The following is a 16,606-nucleotide window of genomic DNA, read 5'->3' on the forward strand; positions in this document are numbered from 1 at the left end:
CGGCGCGGCCGTCCTGATCCGGCTACCCTCGCGAACATGCGAGTCGTCATTGCCGGTGGACACGGTCAGATCGCCCTTCGTCTCGAGAAGCTGCTGTCCGAGCGGGGTGATCAGCCCGTCGGGATCGTGCGCAACCCCGATCACGAAGGCGACCTGCTCGCGGCCGGCGCCGAGACCGTGGTGCTCGATCTGGAGCAGTCCGATGTGGACGCGGTCGCCGAGGTGCTCCGCGGCGCCGACGCGGCGGTGTTCGCCGCGGGCGCCGGGCCGGGCAGTGGCGAGGCGCGCAAGGACACTGTCGACCGCGCGGCCGCCGCGCTCTTCGCCGAGGCGGCCCAGAACGCGGGCGTCCGGCGGTTCATCCAGATCGGCTCCATGGGCGCCGACTCTCCCGACGCGCCGGGCCTCGACCCGGTTTTCCGCGCCTACCTGCACGCGAAGGCCGCCGCGGAGGACGACCTGAAGGCGCGCGACCTCGACTGGACGATCCTGCGTCCCGGCGCGCTGACCAACGACTCCGGCACCGGCAACGTCAAGATCGCCCCCAAGACGGGCCGCGCCGCCGTGCCACGGGAAGACGTTGCCGCCGTGGTCGTTGCCCTGCTCGACGCGCCGGACACCGCGCGCCGCACGCTGGAGCTGATCTCCGGTGAGGATCCGATCGCAGACGCGATCTCGGCGCTCTGACCTGCACCTCTAGGATTGGATCCGTACCCACCGGACCACAGAGATGGGGAATCCTTCCTTGCGGGACATCGCGGTTTTCAGCGGTAGCGCTCATCCTGAACTCGCGGCGGAGATCTGCACCCACCTCGGGGTGCCGCTGCTCCCGGTGCAAGTCGAACGCTTCGCCAACGACTGCCTCCAGGTGCAGCTGCAGGCCAACTGCCGTGAGCGCGACGTCTTCATCATCCAGCCGTTGGTGAAGCCGGTGCAGGAACACCTGGTGGAGCTGCTGCTGATGCTCGATGCTGCCCGCGGTGCGTCGGCGGCCCGCATTTCCGCGGTGATGCCGCACTACGCGTACGCGCGCTCGGACAAGAAGGACGCGCCGCGCATCTCCATCGGCGGCCGGCTCGTGGCCGACCTCATGGTCACCGCCGGCGCCGACCGCGTGCTCGCGATGACGCTGCACTCGCCGCAGGTCCACGGGTTCTTCTCGGTGCCTGTCGACCACCTGCACGCGCTGCACGAGCTGGCCCGGCACTTCCGGCAGTACGACCTGTCCAATGCCACCGTCGTCTCGCCCGACCTGGGCAACGCGAAGGAGGCGGCGCACTTCGCGCGGCTGCTCGGCGCGCGCGTCGCGTCGGGCACGAAGCAGCGCTACGCCGACGACCGCGTGGAGATCGCGTCGGTGATCGGCGACATCACCGGCCGCGACGTGATCGTGCTCGACGACGAGATCGCGCGCGGCAGCACCGTGCTGGAGCTGCTCGACCGGCTGCGCGAGCTGAAGCCGCGCACGATCCGCGTCGCCTGTACCCACGGGTTGTTCGCAGACAAGGCGATCGACCGGATCGGCAGCCAGGAGGACGTGCTGGAGATCGTCTGCACCAACACGGTGCCGGTCGCGGTGGAGGAGCGCAGCGAGAAGCTGAAGATCCTGTCGATCGCCCCGGCGATGGCCGAGGCGATGCGGCGGATCCACAACGGCGAGTCGGTCAGCTCACTGTTCGAGCCGATCTAGGCCGGCCCGAGCACCCGGTCCAGGTACGTGTTGGTGAACGTGCCGGCCGGGTCACACTCCTTGCGCACGCGCAGGAAATCGTCGAAGTGCGGGTAGCGCGTGCGCAGGGTGTGGGCGTCGAGGTCGTGCATCTTGCCCCAGTGCGGGCGGCCGCCGACCTGGGCGACGATCGCCTCGAAGCCCGCGAAGTACTCGCGGTAGGGCATGCCGACGAACTGGTGGATGGCGATGTAGGCCGAGTCGCGGCCGTTCGCCGTGGACAGCCAGATGTCGTCGGCCGCGGCGACGCGCACCTCGACGGGGAACATCACCGGATTCTCGAGCCGCGGCACGAGCGCGCGCAGCTCGGCGAGCACGTCGAGCAGTGATTCACGTGGAACCGCGTATTCGGACTCCACGAACCGCACGCCGCGGTGCGTCACGAACACGCGGTGCGAGAGGTCGCTGTACTCGCGCGCCGAAAGCACCTGCGCGGCGAACCCGCCGAGCGGCCGCACCAGCTTCGGCACGGCGCGGCCGAGTCGGCAGAGGCCGCCGAACGCGACGTTCTCCGTGAGCTCGTAGTCCACGAACTGCCGCACCCGCGACAGCGGCTTGCGAACGGTGCCGAGCGGCTGCCGGTTGTTGCGCTTGACCAGGGCGTTCTTGCCGTAGGGGAACCAGTAGAACTCGAAGTGGTCGCACGTGGAGGCGAACTCGTCGAAGCCTTCGAGTACCTGCTCCAGCGGCTCGGGCCGTTCCTGCGCGGTCAACACGAACGAGGGTTCACACTGCAGGGTGACGGTGGTGATCACGCCGAGGGCGCCCAGACCGACGCGGGCAGCGTTGAACAGGTCGGGGCGCTCGTCGGCGGAACAGGTGACGACGGAGCCGTCGGCAAGCACGAGGTGCAGCGCGACGATCTGCGCCGAGATGCCGCCGAAACGCGCGCCGGTGCCGTGGGTGCCGGTGGAGATCGCGCCGGCGATGGTCTGTGCGTCGATGTCGCCGAGGTTCGTCATGGCCAGGCCGAGGCCGTCGAGTTCGGCGTTGAGCTGCTTGATCGTGGTTCCGGCGCGCACGGTCACGCGGCAGGTTTCGAGGTTGGCCGTCTCGATCCCGGTCCAGCGCGTGAGGTCGAGCGCGTCGCTGTCGGCGACGGCGATGGCCGTGAAGGAGTGGCCGCTGCCCCACGGCCGCACGCGACGGCCGGCGTCGGCGATGCCGCTCACCACGTCGGCGATCTCGGCCGTGCTGCGGGGCCGGTGCACCCGTTGCGGGGAGGCCTTGGCGGTGCCGGCCCAGTTGCTCCACGGAGTCATCGCGCACCTTGTCGTCGCTGAGCTGAGTGTCGTTGAAGATAGTGGGTGGAACAGTAAGTGAATGAGATTCGCGTTTCAAGCGTTGTTGTCGTACCGTAAGTCCGTGACCACCTCTCCGAACGGCTACGACCTCGCGACGAAGGACCTCGATCCGCCTTTCGCGATCGTCGACCTCGACGCGTTCGACGCGAACGCCGACGATCTCCTGCGTCGTGCCGCCGGCAAGCCGATCCGGGTGGTCAGCAAGTCGGTCCGGTGCCGGTACCTGCTGGAACGCGTGCTCGTGCGCGACGGCTTCGAGGGCCTGATGTGCTACTCGCTCGCCGAGGCCGTGTGGCACGTGGAGCAGGGCACGACGCGCGACATCGTCGTGGCCTACCCGACGGCCGACCACGAGGCGCTGCGCCGCCTCGCCGCGTCGGACGAAGCCTGCGCGGCCATCACGATCATGGTGGATTCCACCGAGCACCTGGACCTCGTCGACGCCGCCCTCGGCCACGGCCACCCGGACATCCGCGTGTGCCTCGAGCTGGATGCGTCGTGGCGCCCGCTGCCCGGCGTTCACGTCGGCACGCGGCGTTCGCCGGTGTTCACCGTGAAACAAGCCGTGTCCTTCGCCCGCGAAATCGCCGCGCGGCCGGGCTTCGTGCTCAAAGGACTGATGGCGTACGAAGGCCAGATCGCCGGCCTCGGCGACGCGGCGGGCGGCGGCGTGTCCAACTCCGTGATCGGCTGGATGCAGCGCCGCTCGGCCGCCGAGATCTCGCGCCGCCGCGGCGCCGTCGTCCGCGCCGTGCGCGACATCGCCGACCTCGAGTTCGTCAACGGCGGCGGCACTGGCAGCATCGAAACGACCGGCGCGGAACCCGCCGTCACTGAAATCGCCGCCGGCTCAGGCCTCGTCGCCCCGACGTTGTTCGACGGCTACTCCCGCTTCCACCCGCGCCCCGCCGCGCTCTTCGCCCTGCCCGTCGTCCGCCGCCCGGCCCGCGACGTCGCCACGCTGTTCGCCGGCGGCTACATCGCGTCTGGCCCCGCGGGCGCCTCGCGCGTCCCCTCGCCTTTCTTCCCGGCCGGCCTGAAACTCCTCGGCTTCGAAGGCGCCGGCGAGGTCCAAACCCCGGTCACCGGCCCCGCCGCCCGCACCCTGCGCCTGGGCGACCGCGTCTGGCTGCGCCACGCCAAGGCCGGCGAACTCGCCGAACGCTTCGACGCCTACCACCTGCTGCGAGGCGACCAACTCGACCGCACGGTCCCGACCTACCGCGGGGAACACAAGAACTTCGGCTGACGGCACCACCACGACCTGGAACTCGTCCTCGTACACCACCCGCCCCGGCTCCGCCGACTCCACGCGCTCGCACCCCACCCCGTGCGCCTCGAGAATCTCCAGGTACCCCCGCACCCGCGCGATGAACTCCTCCGCGCCGACCTTGAACCACGCCGCCGCACCGACCCGCTCGTACACCGCGGGATCCACCTTGGTGGGGTTGGGGAAGTTGGCGTCGTACCAATCATTCGCGGCCCGCCGAAACGCTTCCTGCTCCTCGGACAGCCGCCCGGCCTTCGCGAGCCCGTTCACCAAGCCGAACACACCGGTGAACCCGCCCCGCCCGTTCCGCGCCGTGCTCTGAAACCTCACGAACAGCGCAGCCACCCCCACCGCTTCCATGCGCAGTGCCCTCCGGCGCTTCGGCCGCCGCCGGGCTCACGCCTACTTCCTCGGCCCGGCACCGCTCCGGCCGTCCGCTCCTGCTTGGTGCCACCTGGGCGCCTCCGCCTGGCACCGCCCGGGCCGCGCCTTCGCCTGGTACCGCTCCGGCTTGGTGCTGCAGATCCGCACGTCCGCACATCCGCCCGGAACTGCGCCGTCCGTGCTTCTGCCGAACACTGCCGCCCGCGCCTTCGTCCGATACCGTGCGCGCCGCCTTCCGACGAACACTGCCCGGCCGCGTTTCCGCCCCAGTACCGTGCCGGCCGCACCTTCGGCTTGATGCCCGCCCAGGCCGCGCCTCCGCTGGGTACCGACCGCGCCGGCCGCCCCGCCACCAGGCACCGCGCAGGCAGCGCCTCCGCCCAGCACCGCCAAAGTCGTCCAATACCAAGCCAGCCATGCCCTCCGCTGGCCCTTCGACCCGCAGAGCCCTGAACGACCCCCGCAACGACCTTGCTGCCCGCCCACCCCCGCGGAGACAAACCCCCGCCCACCCCCGCGGAGACAAACCCCCGCCCGCCACGGGGGGACGCCCCGATCCCATTCTACCGCCCGAAAGTCGCGCGGAGGCCCCAACAGCCGAGTTGTCCACAGGGGACACGAGTTGTGGACAACTCCTGTGGGCAAACGGAAAACCTTGCACCTCCCCCGAGGGGAGCAGGCACGCTGGTCTCCGTGGAAGACGACGAACTTCTCTCCATCGGTGAGCTGGCCCGGCGAGCCAAGCTGTCCGTCAAGGCGGTCCGCTACTACTCCGACCTCGGGTTGGTCCCCACCAACGGTCGGGATTCAGCCGGGCGGCGGCGGTACAGCCCGGATGCCGCGAAAAGGCTCGGGCTGATCCGGGCCTTGAGAGCGCTCGGCGTCGGGCTGAGGACCATACGAGCCGTCGTCGGGCGGGAAGCCGAGCTGGGCGACGTCGCGGCAAGGGAGGCCGAGGCGATCGGCGAAACGATCAAGGTGCTCCAGCTGCGGCGCGCGGTTCTGCTGGCCGTCGCGCGCGACGGGGTCGGTTGGGAGGAGGTCGAGATGGTGCACGAGTTGGCCGCGATGTCGGCACGGGAACGGCGGAAGTTCGTCGGTGAGTTCCTCGACGAGGTCTTCGGAGGGCTGGACGCGCGGCTGGCGGGGATCAAACGCACCCTCACCCCGGAGCTTGCCGACGAGCCCGCCCCCGAACAGGTCGACGCTTGGGTCGCGCTGGCCGAGCTCACCCAGGACCCGGAGTTCCGGACCACCCTCCGCGACCTGGCCGCCGCCCAGCCGCGCACCCAGCGCCCAACAAAGGACGTCATCGCCAAGGTCGCCGGAGTCAACCCCGAAACCGACCCCACCGGACCAGACGGCGCCGAAGCCCTCCACCGCATCAACCCGACCGCGGCGGACCTGGCCCGCATCAACCAGGCCAAAGACCCGCGCCGAGACGACTACCTCCGGCTATTGGCCGCCATCAACGGCTGGGCGGCACCAACCCCACTCACCCCGGCCCTCGAGTGGTTCGAAAGAGCCACCCGCCATCACTCGCCGAACTTGCTCGCCAAGTAGCCCTTCACCACGTGCTTCGCCTCCGCCACGATCCGCTCGTCGCCCTGCGGATCGCGCCGGAACGCCAGCTTCAGGAGCGCGTCCGCGGTCTCGTTGGCGATCGCGATGGCGAAACGGAGCTCGTCGGCCGGCCGGTCGACCTGCACGCGCAGGATGTCCACCAGCGAGTCGACGATCACGGAGTTGTTGTCGCGCTCCTCGTCGAGGAGCTGGACGTCGATGACGTCACCGAAGTGGACCTTGGAAAACCCCGGGACCTCGCGGTGCATCCGCAGGTAGATGTCGAGCACGGAGTCGACGATGTTCCACCAGTGCTCGGGGTTGAGCTCCTTCAGCCGCTCGTTCACGGCGGCCACGAAGCGCTCCAGGTTGCGCTGCGTCAGCGCCTGGACGACAGCCCGCTTGTCGGGGAAGAACTGGTACAGCGAGCCCACCGCGACGTTCGCGCGTTTGGCGATCAGCGTGGTCGTCAGCGCGTCGTAGCCGAGCTCGTCGATGAGCTGCGCGCTGGCGTCGAGCATCTGCTCCACGCGCTTGGCGCTGCGCTGCTGCACGGGCTTGCGCCGGAGCGGAGTGGTCTCCGCCTGGGTCTCGGACACTGTCGTTCCTCGGTCCTTCTCGCTTTCCTGTTCCGCCGGTGCCGGCGGAACCACTCGTCTGATCTGGGACTTTAGCGCCCTTCTGGGCTTCCCCCTGGACGAGTGACGACCTAGCATATGAGAACTTTTCACGTTCACCCGACCGGGTGGCCGGATGAGAAAGGTGTGTTCCGCCGGTGGACTATCCGACCTTCCCGCCCGAATTCCTGTGGGGTGTCTCGACCTCGGCGTTCCAGATCGAAGGCGCCACGGCCGAAGCCGGCCGTGGACCGTCCATCTGGGACACCTTCACCGCGACCGACGGCAAGATCGCCCGCGGTGAGGACGCCAAGGTAGCGGCGGACCACTACTACCGCTACTCCGAAGACATCGCCCTGATGGCGGAACTCGGTGTGGGCGCCTACCGGATGTCCATCGCCTGGCCGCGCATCCAGCCGACCGGCACCGGCAAACCGAACGCCGAAGGCCTCGCCTTCTACGACAAGCTCATCGACGATGTCTGCGCCGCCGGCATCGCGCCCGCCCTCACGCTGTACCACTGGGACACGCCGCAGGCACTCGAAGACGACGGCGGCTGGCTCAACCGCGACACCGCGCACCACTTCGCCGAGTACGCCGCCATCCTCGGTGAGCGCTTCGCCGATCGGGTGAAGCTGTGGATCCCTCTCAACGAGCCCATGGTCATGTCGATCTACGGCTACGGCATCGGCGAGTACGCGCCCGGCCAGTTCCTCCTGCTCGACGCCCTCCCGACGGCCCACCACCAGAACCTCGCCCACGGCCTCGCCACCCAGGCGCTGCGGGCCGCGGGCGCCGAGAGCATCGGCACGGCCAACAACCACTCGCCCATCTGGCCCGCCGACGAAGACGACGAAACCGAAGCCGCCAAAACCTGGCTCGACGCCCTCCTCAACCGGGCCTTCGCCGACCCGGTCCTGCTGGGCACCTACCCCGAGCAGATCCACCCCCACCTGCCCGACGGGTTCGAAAAGGACCTGCCCACCATCCACCAGCCGCTCGACTTCTACGGCGTCAACTACTACGAGCCCCAGGGCGTCGCGGCACCCGGCGAGGGGAATCCCCTTCCGTTCGAGCTGCGCCCGGTCGAGGGTTACCCGGTGACCACCAACGACTCGCCGATCGTGCCCCAGGGCCTGCGCGAGCTGCTGGTGTCCTTCCACGACCGCTACCGCGAGCACCTCCCGCCCGTCTACATCACCGAGAACGGCTGCAGCTTCGCCGACGCACCCGCCGCCGACGGCCAGGTCCACGACCCCGAACGCATCGACTTCCTCGACGGCCACCTCCAGGCCCTGCGCGAAGCGATGAACGCCGGCGTCGACGTGCGCGGTTACTTCGTCTGGTCCCTGCTCGACAACTTCGAATGGTCCAAGGGCTACGCACCCCGCTTCGGGCTCGTGCACGTGGACTACGAGACTCAGCGCCGCACACCGAAGGACTCCTTCGCCTGGTACCGAAAGCTGGTCCGCCATGAGTGACACGACCACCAACCGGCTTCCGGCAGCGCTCGCCGAACCCGTCACGCGGGTGCGGCCGGGCTGGATGAGCCTGCTGTTCTTCGCGAACATCGCGATGTGGCTCGGGATCTACGCGCCGATCCAGGTTCTGCTGCCGCAGCAGGCCGAGCTGCTCGACGCGGCGAACAAGGAAACCGTGTTCGGCGTGGTCACGGGCGTCGGCGCGGCGGTGGCGCTCGTCGCGAACCCGCTGGTCGGCCTCCTGTCCGACCGCACGGTCTCGCGCTTCGGCCGCCGCCACCCGTGGACCGTCCTGGGTGCGATCCTCGGCGCGGCCGGGCTGCTGGTGCTGGCCGAGGCGCCCAACGTCGTCGTGATGACCATCGGCTGGTGCCTCGTGCAGGCCGGGCTCAACGGCATGCTCGGCGCCACGCTCATGTGCGGCATCGCCGACCGCGTCCCCGTCGGGCAGCGCGCGCAGGTCGGCGGGCTCGTCGGCATCGCGCAGATGCTCGGCACGGTGCTCGGCGCCGTGGTGGTCGTGGTGATGCTCGACCTGGCCGGCCTGCCGCTGGGGTACGCGGTGTGCGCGGTGATCGTGCTCGGCGGGGCCGGCGCCTTCGTGTTCCGCACGCCCGATGCGCGCCTGCCCCTGGAGTTCCGGCCCAGCACCCGGTTCCGGCGGTTCCTCAAGGACCTCTGGGTGTCGCCGCGCAAGCACCCGGACTTCGCGTGGGCCTGGGGTTGCCACTTCATGATCAACCTGGGCAACGCGTTCGGCACGCTCTTCCTGCTGTTCTTCCTCAAGGGCGCCGTGCACTACCCGTCTCCGGAAGACGGGCTGCTCATCATGATGGGCCTTTACGGCGTGGCGCTGGTGATCGGCGCCGTGCTGGCCGGGCACTTCTCCGACAAGTCGGGCCGCCGGAAGCCGTACGTGCTGGCGTCCTCGGCCGTGATGGCGATCGCCGCCCTGCTGCTGGTGGTGTGGCAGACGTGGCCGGCGGCGCTGATCGCGTCGCCGCTGCTGGGCATCGGGTTCGGCGTGTACATGGCCGTGGCGCTGGCGATGCTCACGCAGGTGCTGCCGGTCGCGCAGAACCGGGCGAAGGACCTCGGCGTGGTCAACATCGCCGGTTCGCTGCCCCAGGTCGTGGCACCGTTGCTGACGACGCTGATCCTCAAGTTCCTCGGCGGCTACCCCGCGCTGTTCGGGGCTGCGGCGCTGGCGACGGTCCTCGCGGGTGTGCTCGTCACGCGAGTGAAAGCCGTCCGGTAATCAGTCCGGTAGACAGAGTGGTAATCGGGCAAACCCGATAACTCCGGGAAGTGGAACCGCGGGCCGGTGCCGGTCGGGGGAGGGGAGTGCAACGGCACCGGCCCGCGGAGTTTGTGGTCGTAGCCAGGGGGTTGGCCCGGCTGCGATGATCTTCAACCTAGCGGCGGATTTCACGGTTCGCTAGAGCCTGCGGTGATAATTTTCGATTAATCGCGGTGGGGACTGGGGTAACCGGGGCTGGTTCGCCTCGCTCGGGGGGACGGACGAACCAGCCCGCGGCCACGGCGAGAGTGCCGGTGCCGGTCCGACCGGGGCAGTCGGGTCCGGCGCTCGCTCGCCTGCTCGGGATCAGGCCGTGACGGCCCGGGGGTTCACCAGCGCGTGGCGGCCGGTGGTTTCGGCGGGCGTCGCGCGCCGCGCCTGGTTCGGGACCCGGCGACGGCTCGCGCGACCCTCGTCCTGCGTGCGGGCCTGCGGAGCCAGGCCGCCGGCGACGAGGTGCTCGTGCGCCACCTGCCACACCGAGCACGGCGCCTTGCAGCGGTGCCACCGGGTGGAGCACGTGGGGCAGTCACCGCGCTCGTCGGGCTCGTGGGCCTGCAGCATCGCCCGCCAGCCTTCGGTCAGGCGCGGCAGTTCGGAGCGGGCCACCGAGACGAGCGACTGGGCGTCGGCGCGAGTCGCCAGGTCGGACAGCATGTCGAGGCGTTCCCAGACCGCGTTGCGGAGGACCTGCCCGAGTACCTGATCCATGGAGAGCTCACCGTTACCTTTCCGCCATTTTGGCGGCTTCGTTGAGAGCGGCCCTGAGCTGGCCGAGCTGACCGGATGTCAGGCGAGCGGTCTCACCGGGAGGCGAAACGACGACGACCTGGTCGTTTTCCACGAACACCGTCACCGCGCGCTCGCGGCTGATGAGGTCGCCGCACTGCACGCGCCACACCAGCTGTCCGCCTTCGTAGTGACGGACACCCGCGGTGCGGGGGTCGGCCGCGGCGGAGGGGGTGACGGGCCGGGTCGCGGTCGCGACTCCCGGCATGCCCGGGGCGGGCCGCAAGGGCCGCATCGCGGTCCCGGCATGTCCTCCTGCGAGCGAGTCAACGAACTCCACTGGCCCTCCACCGCTCTCTCGTCCCGTGTGCACCTTGCGAGATGCACATCCGCGTCGTCGCCGGTCTCCCGGTCTTCGTCGCTCTCCGTGATCGCTACCGGTGTCCGGGCGGTGACGGAGATCTGACAACTACAGTGAAGTGAAACCGGGTGCGATAGAAGGTCGAAACCGCGTCATAGCGGTGACCGGGCGGGGTTCCACGGTAAGCGGTCAGTGGAGTTCGGCCGGGCCGATCAGACACACTGTCTGCTCGATTCACATGCTTCTCGAGGTGTGCTTAGTCTGCTTCCGACGCCCAACGGACGGTGAGGGGTCGTTATGGACGCCAGTGCTGGCGACAGTGTTTCCGGTGGTACCGATGCCCGTCAGGGCAGCCCGGTCCCGCCCGATGCCTGGGAACAGCCGGAGATGCGCTCGGCGCTGGCGGCCCGGGAGGTCAGCGCGGTGTACCGCCTGTTGCGCAAGCACGGTGTCTCGCAGCGCCAGATCGCCGCGATGACCGGCCAGTCGCAGTCCGAGGTGTCGGAGATCCTCAAGGGTCGCCAGGTCATGGCCTACGACGTGCTCACGAGAATCGCCGACGGCCTGGGTGTCCCCCGTGGATACATGGGTCTCGCGTACGACGAGACCACGGCGATACGGGTCGTCGGTTCGTCCGACGGCCGGCAGGCTGAGGAGGACGAGTCCGTGAAGCGACGGAGGTTCCTCGCGCACGCCGCCCAGGTCACGATGGGTGCGGCGGTGTTCGGTTCGGAATCCGGGACGTGGTCGGCGGCGCCGGCGCGCACGCCCGCTCCCGGGCGCATCGGGACGACCGACGTCCGCCAGGTGGAGGCTGCGACGAGGGCGCTGCGCGCGCTCGACTACCAGTACGGCGGCGGGTTCTGCCGCGACGCCGTGGTGGCACAGCTGTCCTGGGGTCAGCAGATGCTCGAGTCCAGCTCGACGGAAGCGGTGAAGCAGCGCCTGTTCGTGGCGCTCGCCGACCTGCACAGCCTCGCCGGCTGGACCTCGTTCGACACCGGTCTGATGGACTCCGCCCGCGGCCACTTCGCCAACGCGCTCGACCTGGCCAAACAGGGTGACAGCCACCCGCTCGTCGCCAACGTCCTCTACCGCATGGGCCGCGTCTACCTGCACAACGACGCCCCCAACGACGCGCTGAAGCTCTTCCAGCTCGGCCAGATCGCCGCGCAGGAGTCGGGTTCCGAGCTCGCCGTCGCGGTGCTCTGCGCCAACGAGGCCTGGGCCTACGCGATGATGGGCAACGAGGAGCAGGCCACGAAGCTGCTCGGCCGCAGCAAGGACGAGTTCGCCCGCGCCGACATCGCCAACGCCGAGTCGTGGGTGAAGTTCTTCAACGAGACCGACGTCTACGCGATGACCGGAACCGTGCACACCGTGCTGGCGCAGAAGAACCCCGAGCACACCAAGTACGCCATCCCGGCCCTGACCAGGGCCGTCGACTCCTACACCGACGACATGGCGCGCAGCAAGACGTTCATGCTCAGCGCGCTGGCCACCAACCACCTGCTCGACGGCGACCTCGACCACGGCGCCAAGGTGGGCAGCAAGGCCATCGACTACGCCGAGAGCATCAAGTCGGAGCGCGTGAAGGACCGCCTGCGCCCGCTGCAGGTGGAGGCCGAGCGTCGGCGCAACAACGGTGACGCCCGTGACCTCGCCGACCGGCTCAAGATCTTCTACGCCGCCTGAGGCCGGCGGCCGGTTCACGCCCGAAAAGCTCCGGGGGGCGCTGGCCGACACCTGCGCCCAGCTGGGCCTGGATCCGGCCGGCGCGCGCCTGCTGCGCTTCACCAACAATGCCGTATACGCGCTGGCCACGGCCCCGGTCGTGGTGCGGATCGTCGGCTCCACACGGCTGCGCCACCGGGTCGACACGGTCGTGCGGGTCGCCGAGCACTTCGCGCGCCACGGCATCCCTGCGATCCGGTTGATCGAGGGGGTCGAGCAGCCGCTGTCCGCCGGGTCGCACCTGGTCACGGTGTGGCACGAGGTGCCGCCCGTCGGGTCGGCGCCGACCCCCGCGGACCTGGCCGGGCTGCTGCGCCGCGTCCACGCGCTGCCGCCACCCGAAGGGCTTGCCGTGTGGGCGCCGTTCGACGCGGTGCGTGCCCGCGTGTCCGACGCCGAGGAGCTGTCCGACGGCGATCGCGAGTTCCTGCTGGAGCGCTGCGCGGCCGTCGAGACCCAGCTCGCCGAGCTGGAGTTCCCGCTGGCCAGAGGCTTCGTCCACGGCGACGCGTACCCGGGCAACGTGATCCCCGGCCCCGGCGGTCCGGTGCTGTGCGATTTCGACTCTTCGTGCGTCGGCCCGCCGGAGTGGGACCTCACGCCGCTGGCGGTCGGGCGCGAGCGGTTCGGCGACGCCCCGGGCGGCTACCAGGAGTTCTGCCGGGCGTACGGCTTCGACGTGACCGCTTGGCGCGGGTTCTCCGTGCTGCGGGCCGTGCGGGAGCTCAAGCTCACCACCAGCGTGCTGCCGATCCTGCGCAGCAACCCGCAGGTCCGGTCCGAGCTGCACCGCCGGCTCGACGACTTGCGCCACGGTCGTACCGACGCCCGCTGGACCCGCTACCGCTGAACGGCACGAGTGGCCCGCGCCACATTCATGAGCTGCTGCACGTGCATTCGACGCCTGAAGAGGACCACTCGTCGCTTCCCCGAAGATCGCTGACGGGGTCTCCGCGCGAGTAGAAAATTCGGTCCGGCCGATCGCCTCTAACGGAGGACTGCTACTCCCGTGGTGCAACTTGCAGCTACGTGCGGTGAGAACCAGCCGGTGGCGAGCGGGGAAACAGCGGGATTCCGAGCAAAACGGCTTCAGGAAACGGCGACCGGCGCCCGCGTCAGCACGACCGCGAAGCCGAACGCCAGCCCCATCACCGTGAGCTCGAGCGTCGCCCACGACGCGATCGCCGTGCGGTTGTGCCGCACGATCTGCGGCATCAGCCGCCAGCGCAGGTTGGCCGCGAGCAGGGCGATCGCCACGGTGCACGCGATCTTCAGCAGCACCAGCTGCCCGTAGGGCGTGGTGAACACGCCCGCCCAGAAGCTGATGGTCGGGTTGGCCAGGATCTCGACGGCGCCGTTGAACACGCCGGTCACCGCCGAGACGGCCAGGCACAGCGTCGCCAGCTTGGAGAACCGCGGTAGCGCATGGGCCAGCAGCGTGCGGTTCGTCGCGAGCAGCACGATCATCGCGCCGAGGCCGCCGCACCAGGCGACGGCGCTCATCACGTGCAGCTCCATCGAGATCATCGTGTAGTCGTGCCACGACGAGTTCGACGCGTGGCCGGTCACCGGCAGCGGCAGGAGCGCGAACATGCCGACTCCCACGCGCACCTCCGCCGGCACCTTCTCGCCCTGGCGCAGCGCGAGGAACCCGAGCCCGGCGTGCAGCAGCGCCAGCACCGCGACGATCACGAGCGCCTTGCCCGCGCCGACCTCCGCGATGTACGCGCCGATGTCGCTCGCGGTCAGCGTCGACTTGCCCGGCTTGTACTCCGCCGTCTGCAGGATCAGGGCGACCACCGAACTGGCGGACCAGATCAGTGCGGCGGCGACGGCGGCAGGGCGCGCGCGGCGCATGATCGGCTCGGTGAGCTTCGGCCGGTCGTAGCCGACCATCACCGAAAGCAGGCCCAGCCCGATCGTGGCGACCGCGGCCAGATCCATCAGCACGCGCACGATCGGGATGGCGGCCGAGACCACCTCGCTGGGCTCCACCACACCCGGAATGGGTGCCGACGCCGTGAGCGCGACGCCGATCAGCGCGCCCAGCAGGCCCGCCGTGACCACGCAGACCAGCGTGGACCAGCGGACCGTGGAGGTGGTCTCGGCTCTCGTCACTGCTTCGTCTTCTCCTGGCTCGGTTCACGCCCGGTGCGCAGCGCGACGGTGAGCCCGATCGCGAGCAGGACCACCGCGCCGGCGATCCAGACCCAGATCGGAATGCCCGTCGAGCCGGAGGTCGAAGACGTCGCCGGCGCACCGACGGCCGGCGCCCCGGACGCCTTGGCCGCGTCGACCTTCGCCGGCGTACCGGTGCCCGCCTTGGTGAGCGTGAACGGGATCTCGCCCGACACCGGGTGCCCGTCGGCCGACAGGATCCGGTAGCCGACCGTGTACTTGCCAGCCGGGCCGAGCGGCCGCAGCGGTGCGCTGATCACGTTGTTCTCCACGGTCACCGGGCCCTCGGCCCACTGGTTCCCGTCGGGTCCGGTCACCGCGATCTGGTTCACGTCGGCGTCCTGCACGTACTGGTCGAACGTCAGCGTGACCTTCGCCGGACCGGTGGCCAGCGACGCGCCGTCGGCCGGGTCGGAGCTGATCAGCACGTTGTGCGCCAGCGCCGGGGTGGCCGTGCCCAGCAGGGCCATCCCGGTGATCGCCAGCGCGAGGAGCGCTTTCCGCATTACTTGGTTCCTTCGGTGTTTCCGGTGCGCCGCGAGCGCGTGATGGCGCCGACGCCGAAGCCGAGGCCGAGCGCCCCGACGACGAGGCCCGCGCCGCCGAGCCAGCGGGCGGTGCTGTCGGAGGTATCGGCCGCGGCCGCCTGCGGTTCGGCGTCCGTGGTGGACGCGGTCATGCCGGCGTGCTCATCCCCGCCGCTCTTGGCGGCGAGCTTGATGGTGGGCGCCGGGTGCTCCGGCTCCTCGCCGCCGGGAGTCGCCGTCTCGTTCCACGACACCACCTTGCCCGCCTCGTACGTCTGGATGGCGGGGAACTCGAGCTGGTCCACGTTCGCCGGCAGCGGGCCGGCGCTGACCTCGAACTCCTGGAACTGGTTCTGCCCGATCTTGGTGCCGGCCTCTGCGGTCCAGACGACCTTGGTGACGGCCTCGGTGATCTTCGTGCCCGACGCGGTGGTCACCGGCTGGGGGAGCGAAGACTTGGTGACCTGCGCGGTCCAGCCGGGGATCGGCTTGGTGCTCACGCTGCCGATGCCGTACTCCGGCTTGAAGTCCACTTCGAGGCCGATGGTGCCGAGTTTGGCGTCCTCGTTGGGAACGCGGAAGAAGATCGCGCCGTAGCCGCCCTGGGTCGCCGGGCCGCCGTAGACGTTGGCGGTGACGTGGGCCGACGCAATGCCGGCGCCGAGCAGGCCGGTGATGCCGATGGTGGCGGCGAGGACACCGGCGCGTTTGAAGACGTGATGGGACACAACTGCTCCTGAACAGGGGTGATCCGGTGGAGAGCTTTCGGGGGCTCCACCGGTGAGGGGAAAGGGAAATCGGGTTCAGGACAGCGCAGGTGGCCCGCGCCGGCCGCGGACGCGCCGCAGCTCGACGTCGAGGATCGCCACGGACCGCACGGGCCGCGGCGGGAGTGCCACGGCCGCGCCGGCGGGCACGGGCAGTGGCGGCGTGAGGAGCGGCAGGACCGCTCGCACCACGTGGAGCACGGCCAGCAGCAGCGCGTCCGCGCGCGCCAGCAACAGGGCCGTGAGCAAGGTGGCGGCGGCGTGCGAAGCCGTCATCGTCCAGCCGCTCGCCCAGCCTGCGGCGGGGTGGGCGTCGTGGCCTGCGAGCGTGGTCAGCACCAGGTGCATCACCAGCTGGCCGGCCCCGAGCACGCCGACGGTCGCGAGGCGGCCGCGGGCTTTGCCCGCGAGCGCGGTGGCCGTCCAGCCGAGCAGACCGGTGAGCAGGACCGTGAGCGCCGGGTCGGGCAGCCCGCCGTCGGCGACGCCGTGGGCGGTCACCGCGAGTGACGCCGAACTGGCCGCGAGCAGCCCGCCACGCGCAGCGGCCAGCGCTCCGCGGTGCCGGGTCCGGGTGCTCACCGAGGCAGCTTATCGGCACTCCGCCGGGTGATCGAGCGCTCCCGGCCTGTGAGCAGTGTCTCGGTGAACGTTCAAGTAGC

Annotated in this window: 16 protein-coding genes; 8 read left to right on the forward strand and 8 right to left on the reverse strand. The window is 70.2% G+C overall.

The features are described from left to right. Positions 1 to 36 precede the first annotated feature (36 nt). Both AB0K15_RS00405 and AB0K15_RS00410 read left to right on the forward strand, forming a co-directional pair. Positions 37 to 687 carry an NAD(P)H-binding protein gene (locus AB0K15_RS00405; RefSeq protein WP_364043565.1) on the forward strand — a complete coding sequence of 217 codons (651 nt, stop codon included), beginning with the start codon at positions 37 to 39 and terminating at the stop codon, positions 685 to 687. 43 nt (positions 688 to 730) lie between these two features. Beyond that, the gene (locus AB0K15_RS00410) at positions 731 to 1,690 is read left to right on the forward strand and encodes a ribose-phosphate pyrophosphokinase (RefSeq protein WP_364043568.1); all 960 of its coding nucleotides are present in this window, start codon (positions 731 to 733) and stop codon (positions 1,688 to 1,690) included. On the opposite strand, the gene AB0K15_RS00415 is transcribed toward AB0K15_RS00410, so the two are convergent. Further along, on the reverse strand, positions 1,687 to 2,991 hold the full coding sequence (locus AB0K15_RS00415) for a D-arabinono-1,4-lactone oxidase (RefSeq protein WP_364043571.1): 1,305 nt from the start codon (positions 2,989 to 2,991) through the stop codon (positions 1,687 to 1,689). The two genes, AB0K15_RS00410 and AB0K15_RS00415, sit on opposite strands and share 4 nt — an antisense overlap. A gap of 103 nt (positions 2,992 to 3,094) precedes the next feature. Between AB0K15_RS00415 and AB0K15_RS00420 the strand changes: the two genes are divergently transcribed. Together AB0K15_RS00420 and AB0K15_RS00425 are read left to right on the forward strand one after the other, a co-directional pair. Next, positions 3,095 to 4,282 carry an amino acid deaminase/aldolase gene (locus AB0K15_RS00420; RefSeq protein WP_364043574.1) on the forward strand — a complete coding sequence of 396 codons (1,188 nt, stop codon included), beginning with the start codon at positions 3,095 to 3,097 and terminating at the stop codon, positions 4,280 to 4,282. Positions 4,283 to 5,380: 1,098 nt separating this feature from the next. Further along, entirely contained in the window at positions 5,381 to 6,250 is an 870-nt protein-coding gene (locus tag AB0K15_RS00425) for a MerR family transcriptional regulator (RefSeq protein ID WP_364043577.1), read from the forward strand. Here AB0K15_RS00425 and AB0K15_RS00430 read toward each other — a convergent pair. Next, positions 6,223 to 6,849 (reverse strand): TetR family transcriptional regulator, encoded by a 627-nt coding sequence (locus AB0K15_RS00430; RefSeq protein WP_220245489.1) that lies wholly within the window; start codon positions 6,847 to 6,849, stop codon positions 6,223 to 6,225. The genes AB0K15_RS00425 and AB0K15_RS00430 overlap by 28 nt on opposite strands. Before the next feature lie 176 nt (positions 6,850 to 7,025). Between AB0K15_RS00430 and AB0K15_RS00435 the strand changes: the two genes are divergently transcribed. Both AB0K15_RS00435 and AB0K15_RS00440 read left to right on the forward strand, forming a co-directional pair. Further along, the gene (locus AB0K15_RS00435; RefSeq protein WP_364043581.1) at positions 7,026 to 8,348 is read left to right on the forward strand and encodes a GH1 family beta-glucosidase; all 1,323 of its coding nucleotides are present in this window, start codon (positions 7,026 to 7,028) and stop codon (positions 8,346 to 8,348) included. Beyond that, positions 8,341 to 9,606 carry an MFS transporter gene (locus tag AB0K15_RS00440; protein WP_364043584.1) on the forward strand — a complete coding sequence of 422 codons (1,266 nt, stop codon included), beginning with the start codon at positions 8,341 to 8,343 and terminating at the stop codon, positions 9,604 to 9,606. Before AB0K15_RS00435 ends, AB0K15_RS00440 begins: the two co-directional genes overlap by 8 nt. Positions 9,607 to 9,954: 348 nt before the next feature. On the opposite strand, the gene AB0K15_RS00445 is transcribed toward AB0K15_RS00440, so the two are convergent. Both AB0K15_RS00445 and AB0K15_RS00450 read right to left on the reverse strand, forming a co-directional pair. Further along, positions 9,955 to 10,359, reverse strand: coding sequence for a hypothetical protein (locus tag AB0K15_RS00445; RefSeq protein ID WP_360598643.1), 405 nt, complete (start codon positions 10,357 to 10,359; stop codon positions 9,955 to 9,957). A gap of 13 nt (positions 10,360 to 10,372) precedes the next feature. Further along, positions 10,373 to 10,717, reverse strand: coding sequence for a hypothetical protein (locus tag AB0K15_RS00450; protein WP_364043587.1), 345 nt, complete (start codon positions 10,715 to 10,717; stop codon positions 10,373 to 10,375). Positions 10,718 to 11,035: 318 nt separating this feature from the next. On the opposite strand from AB0K15_RS00450, the gene AB0K15_RS00455 reads away from it, so the two are divergent. Both AB0K15_RS00455 and AB0K15_RS00460 read left to right on the forward strand, forming a co-directional pair. Continuing rightward, a complete protein-coding gene (locus AB0K15_RS00455) occupies positions 11,036 to 12,433 on the forward strand; it encodes a helix-turn-helix transcriptional regulator (protein ID WP_364043590.1) in 1,398 nt (465 codons plus the stop codon). Further along, positions 12,393 to 13,322 carry an aminoglycoside phosphotransferase family protein gene (locus AB0K15_RS00460; protein WP_364043593.1) on the forward strand — a complete coding sequence of 310 codons (930 nt, stop codon included), beginning with the start codon at positions 12,393 to 12,395 and terminating at the stop codon, positions 13,320 to 13,322. The genes AB0K15_RS00455 and AB0K15_RS00460 overlap by 41 nt, the downstream gene beginning before the upstream one ends. Positions 13,323 to 13,561: 239 nt before the next feature. Here AB0K15_RS00460 and AB0K15_RS00465 read toward each other — a convergent pair whose 3' ends face one another. The 4 genes from AB0K15_RS00465 to AB0K15_RS00480 form a co-directional block, all read right to left on the reverse strand. Next, the gene (locus AB0K15_RS00465) at positions 13,562 to 14,590 is read right to left on the reverse strand and encodes a CopD family protein (RefSeq protein ID WP_364043596.1); all 1,029 of its coding nucleotides are present in this window, start codon (positions 14,588 to 14,590) and stop codon (positions 13,562 to 13,564) included. Next, positions 14,587 to 15,156, reverse strand: coding sequence for a copper resistance CopC family protein (locus AB0K15_RS00470; protein ID WP_364043599.1), 570 nt, complete (start codon positions 15,154 to 15,156; stop codon positions 14,587 to 14,589). The genes AB0K15_RS00465 and AB0K15_RS00470 overlap by 4 nt, the downstream gene beginning before the upstream one ends. Beyond that, positions 15,156 to 15,905 carry a YcnI family protein gene (locus AB0K15_RS00475; protein ID WP_364043602.1) on the reverse strand — a complete coding sequence of 250 codons (750 nt, stop codon included), beginning with the start codon at positions 15,903 to 15,905 and terminating at the stop codon, positions 15,156 to 15,158. The genes AB0K15_RS00470 and AB0K15_RS00475 overlap by 1 nt, the downstream gene beginning before the upstream one ends. A 75-nt stretch (positions 15,906 to 15,980) precedes the next feature. Continuing rightward, positions 15,981 to 16,475, reverse strand: a complete 495-nt coding sequence (locus tag AB0K15_RS00480; protein ID WP_364045317.1) for a hypothetical protein — start codon at positions 16,473 to 16,475, stop codon at positions 15,981 to 15,983. Positions 16,476 to 16,606 lie beyond the last annotated feature (131 nt).

It is taken from the genome of Amycolatopsis sp. NPDC049253 (genome assembly GCF_040678995.1).
GTDB lineage: Bacteria > Actinomycetota > Actinomycetes > Mycobacteriales > Pseudonocardiaceae > Amycolatopsis.

Excerpts from the sequence above, each read along its gene's own strand:
- AB0K15_RS00455 (WP_364043590.1), top strand. The coding sequence starts at position 11,036 with ATGGACGCCAGTGCTGGCGACAGTGTTTCCGGTGGTACCGATGCCCGT.
- AB0K15_RS00410 (WP_364043568.1), top strand. The coding sequence starts at position 731 with ATGGGGAATCCTTCCTTGCGGGACATCGCGGTTTTCAGCGGTAGCGCT.
- AB0K15_RS00470 (WP_364043599.1), bottom strand. The coding sequence starts at position 15,156 with ATGCGGAAAGCGCTCCTCGCGCTGGCGATCACCGGGATGGCCCTGCTG.
- AB0K15_RS00415 (WP_364043571.1), bottom strand. The coding sequence starts at position 2,991 with ATGACTCCGTGGAGCAACTGGGCCGGCACCGCCAAGGCCTCCCCGCAA.
- AB0K15_RS00440 (WP_364043584.1), top strand. The coding sequence starts at position 8,341 with ATGAGTGACACGACCACCAACCGGCTTCCGGCAGCGCTCGCCGAACCC.
- AB0K15_RS00445 (WP_360598643.1), bottom strand. The coding sequence starts at position 10,359 with ATGGATCAGGTACTCGGGCAGGTCCTCCGCAACGCGGTCTGGGAACGC.
- AB0K15_RS00405 (WP_364043565.1), top strand. The coding sequence starts at position 37 with ATGCGAGTCGTCATTGCCGGTGGACACGGTCAGATCGCCCTTCGTCTC.